We start from the raw sequence: 15,762 nt of genomic DNA, 5'->3' as shown, positions 1-15,762 counted from the left end.
GCGCCCTCCACCCCGATCCGGTCCTCAGGCTCCGCCGCTCACCGTGTCCACCAGTTCCGCCAAGGCGGCGGCCAGCTGCTCCAGGTCCGGTCCCGCCGGGCCGCCCGGCTCGGTCATGTAGGTGTCCCGGCGGATCTCCACCATCAGGGCGCTCACCCGCCGGTCCACGCCGTAGTGGGCGAGCGGTACATAGGTTCCGCTGAACGGGCTGTCCAGGCCGATGTCGCCGCAGCGCGCGAACGCGGCCCGGGCCGCCCCGGTCAGCTCCGGCGGGGTGTGGAAGGGGTCCGTGCCGAGGCAGACGGCGGGGCGCGGGGCGTCCTGGTGCAGCTCGTAGGGGAGCGGCTTCGCCGGATAGGAGTGCACGTCGATGACGACGGCCCGGCCGGTCGCGGCGAGGCGTCCGGCCACCGCACGGGTCATCGCCTCGGCGTACGGCTCGAAGTACCGCCCGACCAGGGGACCGGCGTCGGCGGGCTCGGGGCGCAGCGGCTCGTGGTGCGTGGTCCGGGTGTACACCGCGCCCATGCCCACGGCGAGCATCTCCTCGCGCTCGTCCGGGAACCGCTCCGGGTCCACGACCAGCCGGGAGAGCCGGTTGACGAACCGCCAGGGCCGCAGACCCGCCAGCGCGGCGGCCCGTTCCGCGAGGGTGTCGGTGTGGGCGTCGGTGATGTGGTCCAGCTCGCGTGCCAGTGCCGTGTCGTCGAGGACGAGGCCCGCGCGCGCGTCGTCCGGGATCGCCCGCGCCGCGTGCGGGACGTGCAGCAGCACGGGCGAGGCGGCGGCGCCGGGCAGCAGGGCGAACGGGCGTGGGGTCACGGATCACTCCCGGGACGGGTCGGCGCGGATGATGCGAGCAATTCCCGCACCATTGTGCCCACTTGCTCCGTCTCGATCAGGAAGCCGTCGTGTCCGTACGCCGACTCCACCACCCGGACCCGGTCCGCCGAGGGGATCAGCGCGGCCAGCCGCTCCTGCTGGGCCAGGGGGTAGAGCCGGTCGGAGTCCACCCCGGCGACCAGGGTGGGCGCGCTCACCCTGGCGAGCGCGGCCCGTGTACCCCCGCGGCCCCGGCCCACATCGTGGGCGTTCATCGCCTCGGTCAGCACCACGTAACTGGCCGCGTCGAAGCGGCGGTTGAGCTTGTCGGCGTGGTGGTCGAGGTAGGACGCCACCCGGTAGCGGCCGCCGTGCCAGGGGTCCTCCGCGCCCTGCGGGAGGCGTCCGAAGCGGGCCTGGAGCTCCGGCTCGGCGCGGTAGGTGACGTGGGCGACCCGGCGGGCCAGGCCGAGCCCGGCGAGCGGGCCACGCCCGGTGTCGTGGTAGTCGCCGCCCTGCCAGTGCGGGTCGTCGCGGATGGCCCGGAGCTGGATGTCCGCCCAGGCTATGTGCTCCGCGCTCGCCTCCGCCGAGGTGGCGAGCAGCAGCAGGGCACCCGTGCGCCCAGGATGCGAGACCGCCCACTCCACCGCGCGCATCCCGCCCATCGAGCCGCCGACGACCAGCGCCCACCGGCCGATCCCGAGCGCGTCCGCGAGGCCCGCCTCCGCCGCCACCTGGTCCCGCTGGGTCAGGAACGGGAACGCCCCGCCCCAGGGCCGCCCGGCGCCGGGCCGTACGGAGGCCGGTCCCGTGCTGCCCTGGCAGCCGCCGAGCACGTTCGGCGCGACGACGAACCAGCGGTCGGTGTCCAGCGCCCGGCCGGGCCCGACCAGCGCGTCCCACCAGCCGGGGGAGGGATGCCCGGGCTCCGCGGGACCCGCCACATGGCTGTCCCCGGTCAGCGCGTGCAGCACCAGCACGGCGTTGGAGCGGTCCGGGGCGAGCCGTCCCCAGGTCTCGAACGCCAGCCGCACACCGGGCAGTTCACCGCCCGCCTCCAAAGGCAGCGGAGCCCCCGCCGCGTACCACCGCCGTCGTCCGACGGGATCGCCCTCCCGCCAGGCGCCGGTGGCGGCGGCCGGCGGGAGGGCGTGGTCCGGCGTCGCCGGGACCGTGCTCAGGAGGCGCCCTTGGCCGCGCGGAACCCGGCCTCCAGGTCCGCCTTCAGGTCGGCCACGCTCTCCAGACCCACCGAGAGGCGCACCAGCCCCGGCGAGGTGCCCGTCGCCGCCAGCTGCTCCTCGTCCAGCTGGCTGTGGGTGGTGGAGGCGGGGTGGATGATCAGGCTGCGCACGTCACCGATGTTGGCGAGATGGCTGAACAGCTCCACCGCGTCCACGAACCGCTTGCCCGCCTCCACCCCGTCCCGCAGCTCGAAGGAGACGACCGCGCCCGAGCCGCGCGGGAGGTACTTCCGTCCGGCCTCGTACCACGGGCTGGACTCAAGGCCCGGGTAGTGGACGGCGGCCACCTCGTCGCGGCCCTGGAGCCACTCGGCCAGCGCGAGTGCGTTGGAGGAGTGCCGCTCCAGGCGCAGGCTCAGCGTCTCCACGCCCTGGAGCAGCAGGAACGCCGAGTGCGGGGAGAGCGCCGGGCCGAGGTCGCGCAGCAGCTGCACCCGCAGCTTGACCGCGAAGGCGCCGGGTCCGAGCGCGGGCCAGTAGCGCAGCCCGTGGTAGCTCGGGTCGGGCTCGCTGAAGTCCGGGAACCGCTCCGGGTGGGCGCCGAAGTCGAAGGTCCCGCCGTCCACCACGACACCCGCGATGGTCGTGCCGTGCCCGCCGAGGAACTTGGTCGCGGAGTGCACCACGATGTCCGCGCCGTGCTCGATCGGCCGCAGCAGATAGGGCGTCGGGACCGTGTTGTCCACGATCAGCGGCACGCCCGCGTCGTGCGCGACGTCCGCGACGCCGCGTACGTCGAGGACGTTTCCGCGCGGATTGCCGAGGGTCTCCGCGAACAGCGCCTTGGTGTTCGGCCGGACCGCCGCCCGCCAGGCGTCCAGGTCGTCGGGGTCGTCCACGAACGACACCTCGATGCCGAGCCTCGGCAGGGTGTGCCGGAACAGGTTGTACGTCCCGCCGTACAGCGAGGTGCTGGAGACGATGTGGTCGCCCGCGCCCGCCAGCGTGAGGATCGCCAGCGTCTCGGCGGCCTGCCCGGACGCGAGCGCGACGGCCGCGACCCCGCCCTCCAGGGCGGCGACGCGCTGCTCGAACACGTCCTGGGTGGGGTTGTGGATGCGGGTGTAGATGTTGCCGGGCTCCGCGAGCGAGAACAGGCCGGCCGCGTGCCGGGTGTCCTCGAAGACGAAGGACGTCGTCTGGTAGATCGGCGTGGCCCGCGCCCCGGTCGCCGGGTCGGGCACGGCACCCGCGTGAATCTGCCGGGTCTCGAAGGACCAGGCCGAGGTGTCGGGTCCCGTGGGGCTCTCGTCGGGGGTGTGGCCTGCGGTGACCGAGTCGATGGGCTGCCTGCTCATGGTGCTCCTCGTGCGGGTCGGGCGCGGACTCGCGACGAGAAGAACACGGGTGGCCGGTAACGGACAGTCCGGCGTGAACCGTGACACGAGGACTTCATGTTCGGCACGGCGGCGCAACACGGGGCAATGCCGTGGAAGTACTACCGACAGGTACGACCGTGCCCCGGCCGGAGAGCCCGGCCGGGGCACGGTGGCACTACGCCTTGATCAGCTCAGGGACGCGAGCGCCGCGTTCCAGGTGGCCGACGGGCGCATGACCGCGTCCGCCTTGGCCGCGTCCGGCTTGTAGTAGCCGCCGATGTCGGCCGGGGAGCCCTGCACGGCGAGCAGCTCCTCGACGATCTTCTGCTCGTCGGCCGCGAGGGCCTCGGCGAGCGGGGCGAACGCCTTGGCCAGGTCGGCGTCGTCGGTCTGCTTGGCCAGCTCCTGCGCCCAGTACAGGGAGAGGAAGAAGTGGCTGCCGCGGTTGTCGATGCCGCCGACGCGACGGGTCGGGGACTTGTCCTCGTCGAGGAAGGTCGCCGTGGCGCGGTCGAGGGTGTCGGCGAGGACCTTGGCGTGGGCGTTGCCGGTGGTCTCGGCGTACTGCTCGAAGGCGGGGACCAGGGCGAAGAACTCGCCGAGGGAGTCCCAGCGCAGGTAGTTCTCCTTGACGAGCTGCTGGACGTGCTTGGGGGCGGAGCCGCCCGCGCCCGTCTCGAACAGGCCGCCGCCCGCCATCAGCGGGACGACCGACAGCATCTTGGCGCTGGTGCCCAGCTCCAGGATCGGGAACAGGTCGGTCAGGTAGTCGCGCAGCACGTTGCCGGTGACCGAGATGGTGTCCTCGCCGCGGCGGATGCGCTCCACCGACAGCTTGGCGGCCTCGACGGGGGACAGGATCTTGATGTCCAGGCCCTCGGTGTCGTGGTCCCGGAGGTACTCCTCCACCTTGGCGATCAGGTTGGCGTCGTGGGCGCGCTCGGCGTCCAGCCAGAACACGGCCGGGTCGCCGGTGGCACGGGCGCGGGTGACGGCCAGCTTGACCCAGTCACGGATCGGGGCGTCCTTGGTCTGGCAGGCGCGGAAGATGTCGCCCGCGGCGACCGGCTGCTCGATGAGGACGTCGCCGCTCGCGTCGACCACGCGGACGGTGCCCGCGACCGGAACCTCGAAGGTCTTGTCGTGGGAGCCGTACTCCTCGGCCTTCTGCGCCATCAGGCCGACGTTCGGGACCGAGCCCATGGTGGACGGGTCGTAGGCGCCGTGGGCGCGGCAGTCCTCGATGACGGCCTGGTAGACACCGGCGTAGGAGGAGTCCGGGATCACCGCGAGGGTGTCGTGCTCCTGGCCGTCGGCGCCCCACATGTGGCCGGAGGTGCGGATCATCGCGGGCATGGAGGCGTCCACGATGACGTCCGAGGGGACGTGCAGGTTGGTGATGCCCTTGTCCGAGTCGACCATGGCGAGGGCCGGGCCCTCGGCCAGCTCGGCGTCGAAGGACGCCTTGATCTCGGCGCCCTCGGGCAGGGCCTCCAGGCCCTTGAGGATGCCGCCGAGGCCGTCGTTCGCGGACAGACCGGCCGCCTTGAGCGTCTCGCCGTACTTCGCGAACGTCTTCGGGAAGAACGTGCGCACCACGTGACCGAAGATGATCGGGTCGGAGACCTTCATCATCGTGGCCTTGAGGTGCACGGAGAAGAGAACGCCCTCCTCCTTCGCGCGGGCGACCTGCGCGGCGAGGAAGCGCTCCAGCTCGGCCACGTGCAGCACGGAGGCGTCGACGACCTCGTCCTTGCGGACCGGTACCGACTCGCGCAGCACGGTGGTGGTGCCGTCCTCGGCGACCAGCTCGATGCGGAGCGTGCCGTCCTCGGCGATCACCACGGACTTCTCGGTGGAGCGGAAGTCGTTCTCACCCATGGTGGCCACGTTGGTCTTGGACTCGGGGGTCCAGGCGCCCATGCGGTGCGGGTGGGTCTTGGCGTAGTTCTTCACCGAGGCGGGGGCGCGGCGGTCGGAGTTGCCCTCACGCAGGACCGGGTTCACGGCGGAACCCTTGATCTTGTCGTACCGGGCGCGGATCTCGCGCTCCTCGTCGGTCTTCGGGTCCTCGGGGTAGGCCGGCAGGGCGTAGCCCTTGGCCTGCAGCTCGGCGACGGCGGCCTTGAGCTGCGGGATGGACGCCGAGATGTTCGGCAGCTTGACGATGTTGGCCGAGGGGGTCTTGGCCAGCTCGCCCAGCTCGGCGAGCGCGTCCGGGATGCGCTGGTCCTCGGTCAGGTACTCCGGGAAGACGGCGATGATGCGCCCGGCCAGCGAGATGTCGCGGGTGTCCACGGGCACACCGGCCTGGGCGGCGTACGCCTGGATCACCGGCAGGAACGAATGGGTCGCCAGGGCCGGCGCTTCGTCCGTGTAGGTGTAGATGATGGTCGAGTCAGTCACCGGGTGCTCCGCTCCACGTCTGCAACATTGCTCGACATCAAGATATCTCGTGACCGCACGCGCTTCGACAGGGGTCCGCCGCCGACCGGTCAGCGGCCGGTCCCGGTCATCTCCCGCTCGATCCAGCGGCAGATCACGTCCACGACGTACACGTGCTCGGCGCGGGTGAGGTCACGGTCCTTCCCGATTCCGTGGCACCGCAGCAGACAGGTACGGCAGCAGGTGCCGGTGGCGTGCTGCGCGACGAAGACGGGGTGCCCCTTGTACGGCGTCTGCTTGCCGTCCTTGTACGGCCGCGCGGGCGCCAGTCGCTTGGCGATCAGGTCGTAGGCGTGCCAGCGGATCGTCGCCGGGCCCTTCAGCTCGGCGGTCGCCCGGTCCCGCCCGCGCAGGTGGAACTTGGCACGGAACGGCTGCCGGGTGATCGAGTCGAGCCGGGCGTCCAGGGCGGCGGGGGAGGGCGGGGTGAACGGCGCGGGGGTGGGGACGGCGTCGGGGGCGAGGTCGGGCTCGGGCTCGGGTGTGCGCGGAGAAGTCATACTATTTCGAGCTTAGCCCCGTGGTGTGAGCCGTGGACCGGGCGTGCCACGATGAGCCGGTGACCGATGAACGCCGGAACCTTCTCGTGGACAAGACGCCCCTGCCCGACGGCATCGAGGAGCGGCTGCGGGCCCAGCTCACCTTCCTGGTGGAGGTGGACCGGCTGAAGACCGTGCTCCGCCAGTCGCCCCTCGCGGCGGCGGACCGCCGGGAGAACGACGCCGAGCACTCGTGGCACCTGGCGATGATGGTGGCGGTCCTCGCCGAGCACGCGGACGAGCCCATCGACGTCGGCCACACCATCGAGCTGGTGCTGCTGCACGACCTGGTGGAGATCTACGCCGGTGACACCCCGCTGTACGACGGCGCGGGCGGCGCCGGTCAGCTGGAGCGGGAGGCGGTCGCGGCCGACGAGCTGTTCCGGCTGCTCCCGGACGACCAGGCCCGGCGGCTGCGGGCCCTGTGGGACGAGTTCGAGGAGCGCGTCACCCCCGAGGCCCGGTTCGCCAAGGCCATGGACCGGCTCCAGCCGCTGCTGCTCAACTGGATGGCGCGCGGCGGAACCTGGCGTACCCCCGGGGTCACCGCCGACGACGTCCGGGCCCGCAAGGCGGTGATCGGGGACGCCTCCGCCTCGCTGTGGACGGCGGGCCGGCACCTCATCGACGAAGGCGAGCGGCGGGGCTGGTCGCGGGGCACGGCGTCCGAGGACTGAGCGGGGCGCGGTGTTTGGTGACTGAGGCCGGTGGTGGCGGCGCCCTGCCGAAGGGGCTGCCGAAAGGGCTGCCGAAGGGGCGCCGCCACCCGGCTCACTGGTCGGCCAGGGCCGGACCCGTCGGTACGCCGGCGGTACCCCGCTGATGCGGGATCAGCGGCGCCCCCTGCTGCAGCGTCACCGTGCGGGCCGGGACCGGGATCGAGATGCCCTCCTCGCGGTAGCGGCGGTGCAGGCGCTTGATGAACTCGTGCTTGATGCGGAACTGGTCGCTGAACTCGCCGACACCGAGGATGACCGTGAAGTCGATGCGGGACTCGCCGAAGGTGTGGAAGCGGATGGCCGCCTCGTGCTCGGGGAGGGCGCCGGTGATCTCGGTCATGACCTCGTTCACGACGTCGGCGGTCACGCGCTCGACGTGTTCGAGGTCCGAGTCGTAGCCCACGCCCGCCTGCACCAGCATCGTGAGCTGCTGCTCGGGCCGGGTGAAGTTGGTCATGTTGGTCTTGGCCAGCTGGCCGTTGGGGATGACCACGAGGTTGTTGGAGAGCTGACGGACGGTCGTCTGGCGCCAGTTGATGTCGACGACGTAGCCCTCCTCGCCGCTGCTGAGCCGGATGTAGTCGCCCGGCTGCACGGTCTTGGAGGCGAGGATGTGGATGCCCGCGAACAGGTTGGCCAGCGTGTCCTGGAGGGCCAGCGCGACGGCCAGACCGCCGACACCCAGGGCGGTGAGCAGGGGCGCGATGGAGATGCCGAGGGTCTGCAGCACCACCAGGAAGCCGATGGCGAGGACCAGCACCCGGGTGATGTTCACGAAGATCGTGGCCGAGCCCGCCACGCCCGAGCGGGACTGGGTGACGGCGTGCACGAGGTTCGCGATCACCCGCGCCGCGGACAGGGTCACCACGAAGATGATCCAGACCTCGAGAATTTGGTACACGTTGTGCTGCGTGGTCCGGGTCAGCGGCAGCACCGCCGCGGCCGTCGCCGCACCGCCCGCTATCGCCGCCCACGGCACGACCGAGCGCAGCGCGTCCACGATGACGTCGTCGCCGCTCCACTTGGTCCGCTTGGCGTGCTTGGCCAGCCAGCGCAGCACGGTGCGGGACAGGAAGGCCAGCACCACACCGGCCGCGAGGGTGATCCCGGCGAGCACGAGGTCGTCCAGCGTCGCGTCACGGGTCAGCACGTGGTTCACCGGCCGCCTCCCAGGGCCGACACGGCCGCGTGGAGCCTGAAGTGAAGTCTCGTCACGTTGTCACCTGCTCGAAGTCCGGGATGTGCCGTGGCGCGCCGCACGCCGTACGCCGGCGGGCGCGTTCGCTCGTCATCCTGCCGTATCCCGGAGGCCGTTCCGCACCGGGACGGCGGAGCATGATCGCTTACTCGGGGTAACTTCCCGCCGCTCACGGCGCGGTGAACGACCCGTGCCGCCCGGCCCCGTCCGCGAACCGCCGCGCACCCCGCAGCGCCTCGCCCAACACGTCCCGCCCGCCGAGCAGTTCGGCCCGCATCGCCGCCTCCTCGGGCCGCCCCTCCTGGTCCAGGGCGGACGCCCGGTCGGCACGCAGGCAGTCCTGCGGGAAACGGGCGATGACAGCGGCCAACTCCTCGGCCGCCGAGCGGGCGTGACCCTTCGGTACGACGCGGTCCGCGAGCCCGATGGCGTGTGCCTCGGCGGCCTCCACCGGGCGCCCGGTCAGGATCATGTCCAGCGCCCGCCCGGTGCCGATCAGCCGGGGCAGCCGTACCGTGCCCCCGTCGATCAGCGGCACGCCCCAGCGGCGGCAGAACACCCCGAACACCGCGTCCTCCTCGGCGACCCGCAGATCGCACCACAGCGCCAGCTCCAGACCGCCCGCCACGGCGTGCCCGGCGACGGCCGCGACCACCGGCTTGGACAGCCGCAGCCGGGTCGGCCCCATCGGCCCGTCCCCGTCCTCCTCGACCCGGTTCCCGCGCGGCGTACCGATCCCCTTGAGATCCGCCCCCGCGCAGAACGTGCCGCCCTCCCCCCACAGCACCGCCACCCGCGCGCCGTCGTCCGCCTCGAACGCCCGGAAGGCGTCGGCCAGTTCGGCGGCGGCCGGCCCGTCCACGGCGTTCCGGGCCTCCGGCCGGGACAGGACGACGGTGGTGACGAACCCCTTGCGCTCCACACGGACCGGCACGGTGACTCCTCTTCGCTGCGTTGTCGCGGTCTTCCCTGGTCGTGCGGTCACATCCTCCGCTCGCGGGGCCCGGAGCGGGAGGGGCGGCCGAGCCGGGTCACCCTCGGCGGGGGTCGATCGGCGTGAGCCCGCCGAGGCGGTTCTCGATCTCCTGGGCGGCGGCCAGGCACAGGTCCTCCCGGAAGGCGCGCCCGACGATCTGCACGCCGGCCGGCAGTCCGTCGTGGACTCCGGTCGGCACGGCGACCGAGGGCACGCCCACGAAGCTGGTCACCGTGCACAGGCGCATGGCCGAGGCGACCCGTTCCCGTCCCGCTTCGTCGCGTGACTCCAGGCCCGGCTCGACGGGCGGCTCGGTGAACACCGGCCCGAGCAGCAGGGGGTACTCGTCGAGGAACTCCGCCCAGGAGCGGCGGATGGTGAGCCAGGTCCCCATCAGCTTCGTGAGTTCCGCGGCGCTCGCGGGCGGGGTCTTCTCCATGGCCCACCGGATGTAGCGGTCCTGGCCCTCGCCGAGCAGCGCGCGCACCACCGGCCAGGTCGGCGCGAACTCGGTCACGGTGATGCGGCCGTACGCCTCCAGCGCCTCGTCCAGTTGCGGAACGTCGGTCAACTCCCGTACGTCGTACCCCGCGTCGCGCAACGCGTCCGCCGCCGCGGTGACGGCCGCGCGGACCGTGGGGTGGACGCCGTGGCCTCCGGGGTCGGCGACGACCGCGACCTTGAGCGGCCCCGGCAGCGGCTCGCCGTACAGGGGCACGGGAACGGCCCGTGGGTCGCGGGGGTCGGTCCCGGCCAGCGTCTCGTACGCCAGCCGCAGGTCGGCGACCGTACGGGCCAGGGGCCCGTCGGTGACCAGCATCTGTGAGGCCGGTCCCGGGTCGTCCGGGCCGAGGACGCGGTGGTCGGCGGGGAACCGTCCGGTGGTCGGCTTCAGCGCCGTCACCCCGCAGAACGCGGCCGGAATCCGCACCGACCCGCCGGAGTCGTTGCCGAGTCCGAGCGCGGCCATGCCGGTGGCGACGGCCACTCCGTCACCGCCGCTGCTGCCGCCCGGGGTCCGGCTCCGGTCCCACGGGTTGACGGTGTCGCCGAACAGCTCGCTGCGGGTGTGCATCCCGGCCAGGACCAGGGTGGGCATGTTGCTGTGGCCGATCGGTACGGCTCCGGCCGCGCGGAGCCGGGCCACCGGGGGTGCGTCGGCCGGAGCCACCATGTCGCGGAAGCGTGCCGTTCCGAGCGTGGTCGGCACGCCTTCGACAGCGGTGGTCTCCTTCACCGTGAACGGCACACCGGCCAGTGGCCCGAGTTCCTCACCCGCCGCTCGCCGTCGGTCCGTCCGCGCCGCCGCCTCGCGGGCTCGCTCGGCCATCAGCTGCGTCACCGCGTTGACCTGTGGGTTGACCTCGGCGATGCGGGCCAGATGGCTGTCGACCAGTTCGAGGGCCGAGATCTCCCCGCCTCGGACCGCCTCCGACTGCGCGGCGGCTGTCATGGCCCACAAGGCGTCCTGCCTGATCATCGCGTTTTCCCTCCACATGCCGAAGTGCCCGGGTCCGCACCCTAACCCGGAACCGATACGATCGTATTGGAATAAGGAGGCCGACCGCGCATGCCCAGACAGGTGGACTACGAGAGCCGACGCCGCCGGATCGCCGAGGCCGTCTGCCTCCTCGCCGACGAACACGGGCCGGAGGGGGTGAGCATGCGCGAGGTCGCCGCCCGCGCGCAGGTCTCCGTGGGCGCCGTCCAGCGCTGCTTCCGCACCAAGGGGGAGATGCTCCTCTTCGCCGTCGACCACGTCGGCGAGCGCATCACCGAGCGAGTGAGGACCCGCCTGGCCGCCGGCCCGGACCGGTCGGCCGCCGCCGCCCTGGACCATGCGGCCGACGAGATCGCCCTGCTCCGCGAGGAACACCGGGCGGAAGCGCGGATCTGGCTCGCGTTCGTCGCCCAGGCCGCCGTCAGCGAGTCACTCGCCGGTCCGCTGAGAGCCGGCTACACGGCCCTCCAGTCCCTCCTCGTCCGTCTCATCACAGAGGCCGCCGAGACCGGCTCGGGCGGCGAAGGCGCCCCGCCGCCCGACCCGCAGCGCGAGGCTCGCGCCCTGCTCGCTCTCGCGGACGGCCTCACCACCCATGTGCTCATCGGCCACTTGACCGGGCGGGAAGCCGAGGAGGTCCTGCGCGCGCATCTGTCCGGCCTCTGGAAACGCCTCGGCACCCCGCACCCCCGATAACGGTCCGCCGGCTCCTCGCCGCGTCCTCGAAGGGGCCGCGCTGCACTCAGATCACCCGCAACCGCACCAACGCCCCCAGCGTCAGCGCCCCCGGTACCAGCGGGAGCCAGACGGTGATCATCCGGTACGCCAGCACCACCGCCGTCGCCACGGCCGCCGGGCCGCCCGCCGCGACCAGGGCGACCACCAGTGCGGCCTCCACCGAGCCGATGCCGCCCGGGGTGGGGACGAGGGCGACCGCGGTGGTGGCCGCGAGGTAGGCGAGGGCCGCGTGCGGGGCCGGTACCGGCAGGTCGAGCGCGCGGCCCACCGCCACGAGACCGGCCGCCTGGAGCGCCGGGAAGGCCAGGGCGCCGCCCCACAGGGCCAGGGCGCGGGCGGGGCGCCGGTGCACCGAGCGGGCCTCGCCCAGGGTCTCCCGGAGGAACCGGGCGACGGTCGCGCGCAGCCGTCGTACGAGGAACAGCGTGGCCCCCGCCGTCAGCACCAGGGCCGCACCGCCCAGCAGCAGGGGCAGCGCCGAGCCGTCGGGCAGGACGGGACGCAGGCGCAGCGCGTCCGGGAACGCGATCAGCAGCGCGGCCAGCAGACCGAGCCGGCCCACGCACTCCGCCAGCAGGTACAGGGCGAGCGCGGCCGAGGAACGGGCGAGCGGCACCCCGCACACGGTCAGGAAGCGCAGGTTCACCGCGCTCGCGCCGAGGCCGGTGGGCAGCAGATGATTGGCCGCGCCCGCCGCGAACTGGGTGGCGAGCAGCCGCCGTTTGGGCAGCGGCCGCAGGACCGCGCCCTGGCGGGTGCACGCGGCCGCGACCCAGGTCAGACAGGTCGCCGCGGCCGCCACCAGCAGCCAGGCCGGCGACGCGGTACGCACCTGCCCGAACCCCTCGGCCAGCACCGAGCGATGGCGTACCGCGACCACGGCGACCAGCACCAGCGGCAGGAGACACAGCACGCGGCGGACATGGACGCGCCGCGGCGGCCGTAGGGGAGAAGAGGTCGGAGCCGTCACACCCGGGGAGGCTTCCCCCGGTGTCCCAACGGCGGGTGGCGGCGGGGCGGACGGCGGCTTGCGGCCGGGCAGCGAGCGGGCGGGAGCGGGAGCGGTCATGGCGGCAGCCTTCGCGGGGAGCGGGGTGGGGAGGTTACTGGGGACGGTGGAGCGGGTGGGGCGACGCGCGCCTTGACCTCAATAAAACTTGAGGTTTTACGGTGCTGCTCATGAGCATGGAGACCACCGCGTGGACACAGCTCCACAGCGTGCTGAACGCCCAGGAGCACCGCCCCCTCGCCCGCGCCACACTGCGCCGCATCGCCGCCTTCGCCCGCCCGCACCGCGCGGCCATCGCCCGCTTCGTGCTGCTCGGGATCGGCTCCGCGCTGCTCGCGGTGGCCACGCCGGTGCTCGCCGGACGGGTCGTCGACGCCATCGTGGCGGGCCACGACTCCGGCACGGTGGTACGGCTCTCCCTGCTGATCGCGCTCGTCGCCGTCGTGGAGGCAGGACTCGGCGTCCTGGTCCGGCGGCTGTCGGCGACCCTGGGGGAGGGCCTCATCCTCGATCTGCGCACCACTGTCTTCGATCATGTGCAGCGGATGCCCGTCGCCTTCTTCACACGTACGCGTACGGGAGCGCTCGTCAGCCGACTCAACAACGACGTGATCGGTGCCCAACGGGCCTTCGCCGGCACCCTGTCCGGCGTGGTCACCAACCTGGTCACCCTGCTCCTCACCCTCGCCGTCATGCTCGGCCTGTCCTGGCAGATCACCCTGCTCGCGCTCGCCCTGCTCCCGGTGTTCGTGCTGCCCGCCCGCCGCATGGGCCACCGCATGGCCCTGATGCAGCGCGAGGCCGCGACCCTCGACGCGGCCATGGGCACCCGCATGACCGAGCGCTTCTCGGCGCCCGGCGCCACCCTGGTGAAACTGTTCGGGCGCCCCGAGGAGGAGTCCGCGCAGTTCGCGGCGCGCGCCCGCCGGGTCCGCGACATCGGGGTGCGCACCGCCACCGCGCAGTCGGTGTTCATCACCGCCCTCACCCTCGTCTCCGCCCTGGCCCTCGCGCTGGTCTACGGGCTCGGCGGCTGGTTCGCGCTGCACGGCACCCTGGAGGCGGGCGCCGTCGTCTCCCTCGCCCTGCTGATCACCCGCCTCTACGCCCCGCTGACCGCGCTCGCCGGGGCCCGCGTCGAGGTGATGAGCGCGCTGGTCAGCTTCGAGCGCGTCTTCGAGGTGCTGGACCTGAAGCCGCTCATCACCGAGAAGCCGGACGCCGTCGCGGTGCCCGAGGGGCCGGTCGCGGTCGAGTTCGAGGACGTGCGCTTCGCCTACCCGGCCGCCGGACAGGTCTCCCTCGCCTCCCTGGAGGAGGTCGCCACACTCGACCGGCGGGGCGGCGCCGAGGTCCTGCACGGCATCTCCTTCCGCGCCGCACCCGGCGAGACGGTCGCCCTCGGCGGCTCCTCCGGCGCGGGCAAGTCCACCATCGCCCAGCTGCTGCCACGGCTGTACGACGTGGACTCCGGGGCCGTACGTGTCGCCGGCACCGACGTGCGCGAGCTGACCGGCGCCTCGCTGCGGGCCACCGTCGGCCTGGTCACCCAGGACGGCCACCTCTTCCACGACACCGTCCGCGCCAACCTGCTCCTCGCCCGGCCCGGCGCCACCGACGCCGAGCTGTGGGACGCGCTCGGCCGGGCCCGCCTCGCCGAGGCCGTACGCTCCCTGCCCGACGGCCTGGACACCGTGGTCGGCGAACGCGGCTACCGGCTCTCCGGCGGCGAACGCCAGCGGCTGACCATCGCGCGGCTGCTGCTCGCCCGGCAGCGGGTCGTCATCCTGGACGAGGCCACCGCGCACCTGGACAACACCGCCGAGGCCGCTGTCCAGGAGGCCCTGACCGAGGCCCTGCGGGACCGCACCGCCGTGGTGATCGCCCACCGGCTGTCCACCGTGCGGGCCGCCGACCAGATCCTGGTGGTGGAGGCGGGGCGGATCGTGGAGCGGGGCACGCACGACGAACTGCTCGCGGCGGGCGGGCGCTACGCCGAGCTGTACCGGACGCAGTTCGCGGCGCGGCGGGACGGGGTGGAGGAGGTGGTGGCCTGACGGGCGGCGCCCTCGCGATCTGGTGGCGAGCCGTCCGTCCCGTACGACCGCCGTCGTCGCAGGTCTCGACGGCGGCGGTCGCGCTGGACCACCATTCCTCGGGCAAGGCCCGGTGCACCGGGCGCGTCGGGGCAGAGAGCAGCGGTGATGAGTTCCACGGAACGGGCGCGACAGACCGACCCCACCGCCCAACTCGCGGCGCACGCGACCCCGTTGCGGGTGCTCGCCGTGGACGACGAGGAACCCGCCCTCGAAGAGCTGCTGTACCTCCTCGGCGAGGACCCGCGCGTCGGGGACGTGCTGCCCGCCCTCGACGCCACCGAGGCGCTGCGCCTGCTCGGCCGGGCGGTCGAAACCGGACCCGGCGGCACCGGCGCCATCGACGTCGTCTTCCTCGACATCCACATGCCGGGCCTCAGCGGGCTCGAACTCGCCCGGCTGCTCGGCGGGTTCGCCGCCCCGCCGCTCATCGTCTTCGTCACCGCGCACGAGGACTTCGCGCTGCGCGCCTTCGACCTCAAGGCCGTCGACTACCTCCTCAAGCCGCTGCGCGCCGAGCGGTTCGCGGAGGCGGTCCGCCGGGTGGCCGAGCTGACCCGCGCCGGGCAGGGCCCGAGGCCGGCCGTCCCCGCCGCCCGGCCGGGAAGCGGCGGAACCGATCAAGTCCCCGTGGAACTGGGCGGGGTGACCCGCTTCGTGCCCGTCTCCGACATCGTCCACGCCGAGGCGCAGGGCGACTACGCCCGCCTGCACACCCCGTACGGCAGCCATCTGGTCCGCATCCCGCTGTCCACCCTGGAGGAGCAGTGGCGCCCGCACGGGTTCGTGCGCATCCACCGCAGCCACCTCGTGGCCCTGGCCCGGATCGAGGAACTGCGCCTGGAGGGAGGCAACTTGACCGTCCGTGTCGGCGACCGCGTCCTCGCCGTCAGCCGCCGCAACGCCCGCGAGCTGCGCGACCTGCTGGCCCGTCGCGCCACCCGCGCGGCCGACCGCCCCCGCTGACGCGGCCCCGCCCTGTGGCGACCATGTGCCGAACCGCGTCAGGTGGCTACCTCACCGCTGACGTGCTGCGTACACTCGCCGCAACTAGCCGATCACCGGGGCCTCGGGGGTGCGTCATGGGTGCGGAGCCCGTCCCGCCGCGCCGCGAGACGATCACGGGGAAGCCGGCCACGCGCCCCCTTTCCGG

The 15,762-nt window shown here is 73.3% G+C and carries 13 protein-coding genes; 4 read left to right on the top strand and 9 right to left on the bottom strand.

Translation table 11 applies throughout. From position 1 onward, the window contains the following. Window positions 1-24 precede the first annotated feature (24 nt). From AB0898_RS15720 to AB0898_RS15700, 5 genes are all read right to left on the bottom strand, one after another. The gene (locus AB0898_RS15720; protein ID WP_366803475.1) at window positions 25-822 is read right to left on the bottom strand and encodes an N-formylglutamate amidohydrolase; all 798 of its coding nucleotides are present in this window, start codon (window positions 820-822) and stop codon (window positions 25-27) included. Then, a complete protein-coding gene (locus AB0898_RS15715) occupies window positions 819-2,006 on the bottom strand; it encodes a homoserine O-acetyltransferase (protein ID WP_366803667.1) in 1,188 nt (395 codons plus the stop codon). The genes AB0898_RS15720 and AB0898_RS15715 overlap by 4 nt, the downstream gene beginning before the upstream one ends. Further along, on the bottom strand, window positions 2,003-3,367 hold the full coding sequence (locus tag AB0898_RS15710; protein ID WP_366803474.1) for a bifunctional o-acetylhomoserine/o-acetylserine sulfhydrylase: 1,365 nt from the start codon (window positions 3,365-3,367) through the stop codon (window positions 2,003-2,005). The genes AB0898_RS15715 and AB0898_RS15710 overlap by 4 nt, the downstream gene beginning before the upstream one ends. A gap of 207 nt (window positions 3,368-3,574) precedes the next feature. Beyond that, window positions 3,575-5,794: an NADP-dependent isocitrate dehydrogenase gene (locus AB0898_RS15705; protein ID WP_366803473.1), complete on the bottom strand. Its 2,220-nt coding sequence runs from the start codon at window positions 5,792-5,794 to the stop codon at window positions 3,575-3,577. 89 nt (window positions 5,795-5,883) lie between these two features. Beyond that, window positions 5,884-6,333: a DUF4186 domain-containing protein gene (locus tag AB0898_RS15700; RefSeq protein ID WP_366803472.1), complete on the bottom strand. Its 450-nt coding sequence runs from the start codon at window positions 6,331-6,333 to the stop codon at window positions 5,884-5,886. Between the two features lie 59 nt (window positions 6,334-6,392). Between AB0898_RS15700 and AB0898_RS15695 the strand changes: the two genes are divergently transcribed. Further along, entirely contained in the window at window positions 6,393-7,049 is a 657-nt protein-coding gene (locus AB0898_RS15695) for an HD domain-containing protein (protein WP_366803471.1), read from the top strand. Between the two features lie 94 nt (window positions 7,050-7,143). Here the strand turns inward: AB0898_RS15695 and AB0898_RS15690 are convergent, their stop codons facing one another. From AB0898_RS15690 to AB0898_RS15680, 3 genes are all read right to left on the bottom strand, one after another. Next, a complete protein-coding gene (locus AB0898_RS15690; protein WP_366803666.1) occupies window positions 7,144-8,238 on the bottom strand; it encodes a mechanosensitive ion channel family protein in 1,095 nt (364 codons plus the stop codon). A 220-nt stretch (window positions 8,239-8,458) separates the two neighbouring features. Beyond that, entirely contained in the window at window positions 8,459-9,223 is a 765-nt protein-coding gene (locus tag AB0898_RS15685; RefSeq protein WP_366803470.1) for a crotonase/enoyl-CoA hydratase family protein, read from the bottom strand. Between the two features lie 97 nt (window positions 9,224-9,320). Continuing rightward, entirely contained in the window at window positions 9,321-10,745 is a 1,425-nt protein-coding gene (locus tag AB0898_RS15680) for an amidase (protein ID WP_366803469.1), read from the bottom strand. Between the two features lie 90 nt (window positions 10,746-10,835). Here AB0898_RS15680 and AB0898_RS15675 point away from each other — a divergent pair, with 90 nt between their 5' ends. Then, the gene (locus AB0898_RS15675; protein ID WP_366803468.1) at window positions 10,836-11,462 is read left to right on the top strand and encodes a TetR family transcriptional regulator C-terminal domain-containing protein; all 627 of its coding nucleotides are present in this window, start codon (window positions 10,836-10,838) and stop codon (window positions 11,460-11,462) included. A gap of 46 nt (window positions 11,463-11,508) precedes the next feature. Here the strand turns inward: AB0898_RS15675 and AB0898_RS15670 are convergent, their stop codons facing one another. Beyond that, on the bottom strand, window positions 11,509-12,417 hold the full coding sequence (locus AB0898_RS15670; RefSeq protein ID WP_366803467.1) for a lysylphosphatidylglycerol synthase domain-containing protein: 909 nt from the start codon (window positions 12,415-12,417) through the stop codon (window positions 11,509-11,511). 272 nt (window positions 12,418-12,689) lie between these two features. Between AB0898_RS15670 and AB0898_RS15665 the strand changes: the two genes are divergently transcribed. Continuing rightward, window positions 12,690-14,570, top strand: coding sequence for an ABC transporter ATP-binding protein (locus AB0898_RS15665; RefSeq protein ID WP_366803665.1), 1,881 nt, complete (start codon window positions 12,690-12,692; stop codon window positions 14,568-14,570). A 147-nt stretch (window positions 14,571-14,717) separates the two neighbouring features. Next, window positions 14,718-15,575, top strand: coding sequence for a LytTR family DNA-binding domain-containing protein (locus AB0898_RS15660; RefSeq protein WP_366803466.1), 858 nt, complete (start codon window positions 14,718-14,720; stop codon window positions 15,573-15,575). Window positions 15,576-15,762 lie beyond the last annotated feature (187 nt).

This window comes from Streptomyces sp. NPDC005435, assembly GCF_040703155.1.
GTDB lineage: Bacteria > Actinomycetota > Actinomycetes > Streptomycetales > Streptomycetaceae > Streptomyces.
This window is presented reverse-complemented; position numbering and strand designations above follow the sequence as displayed.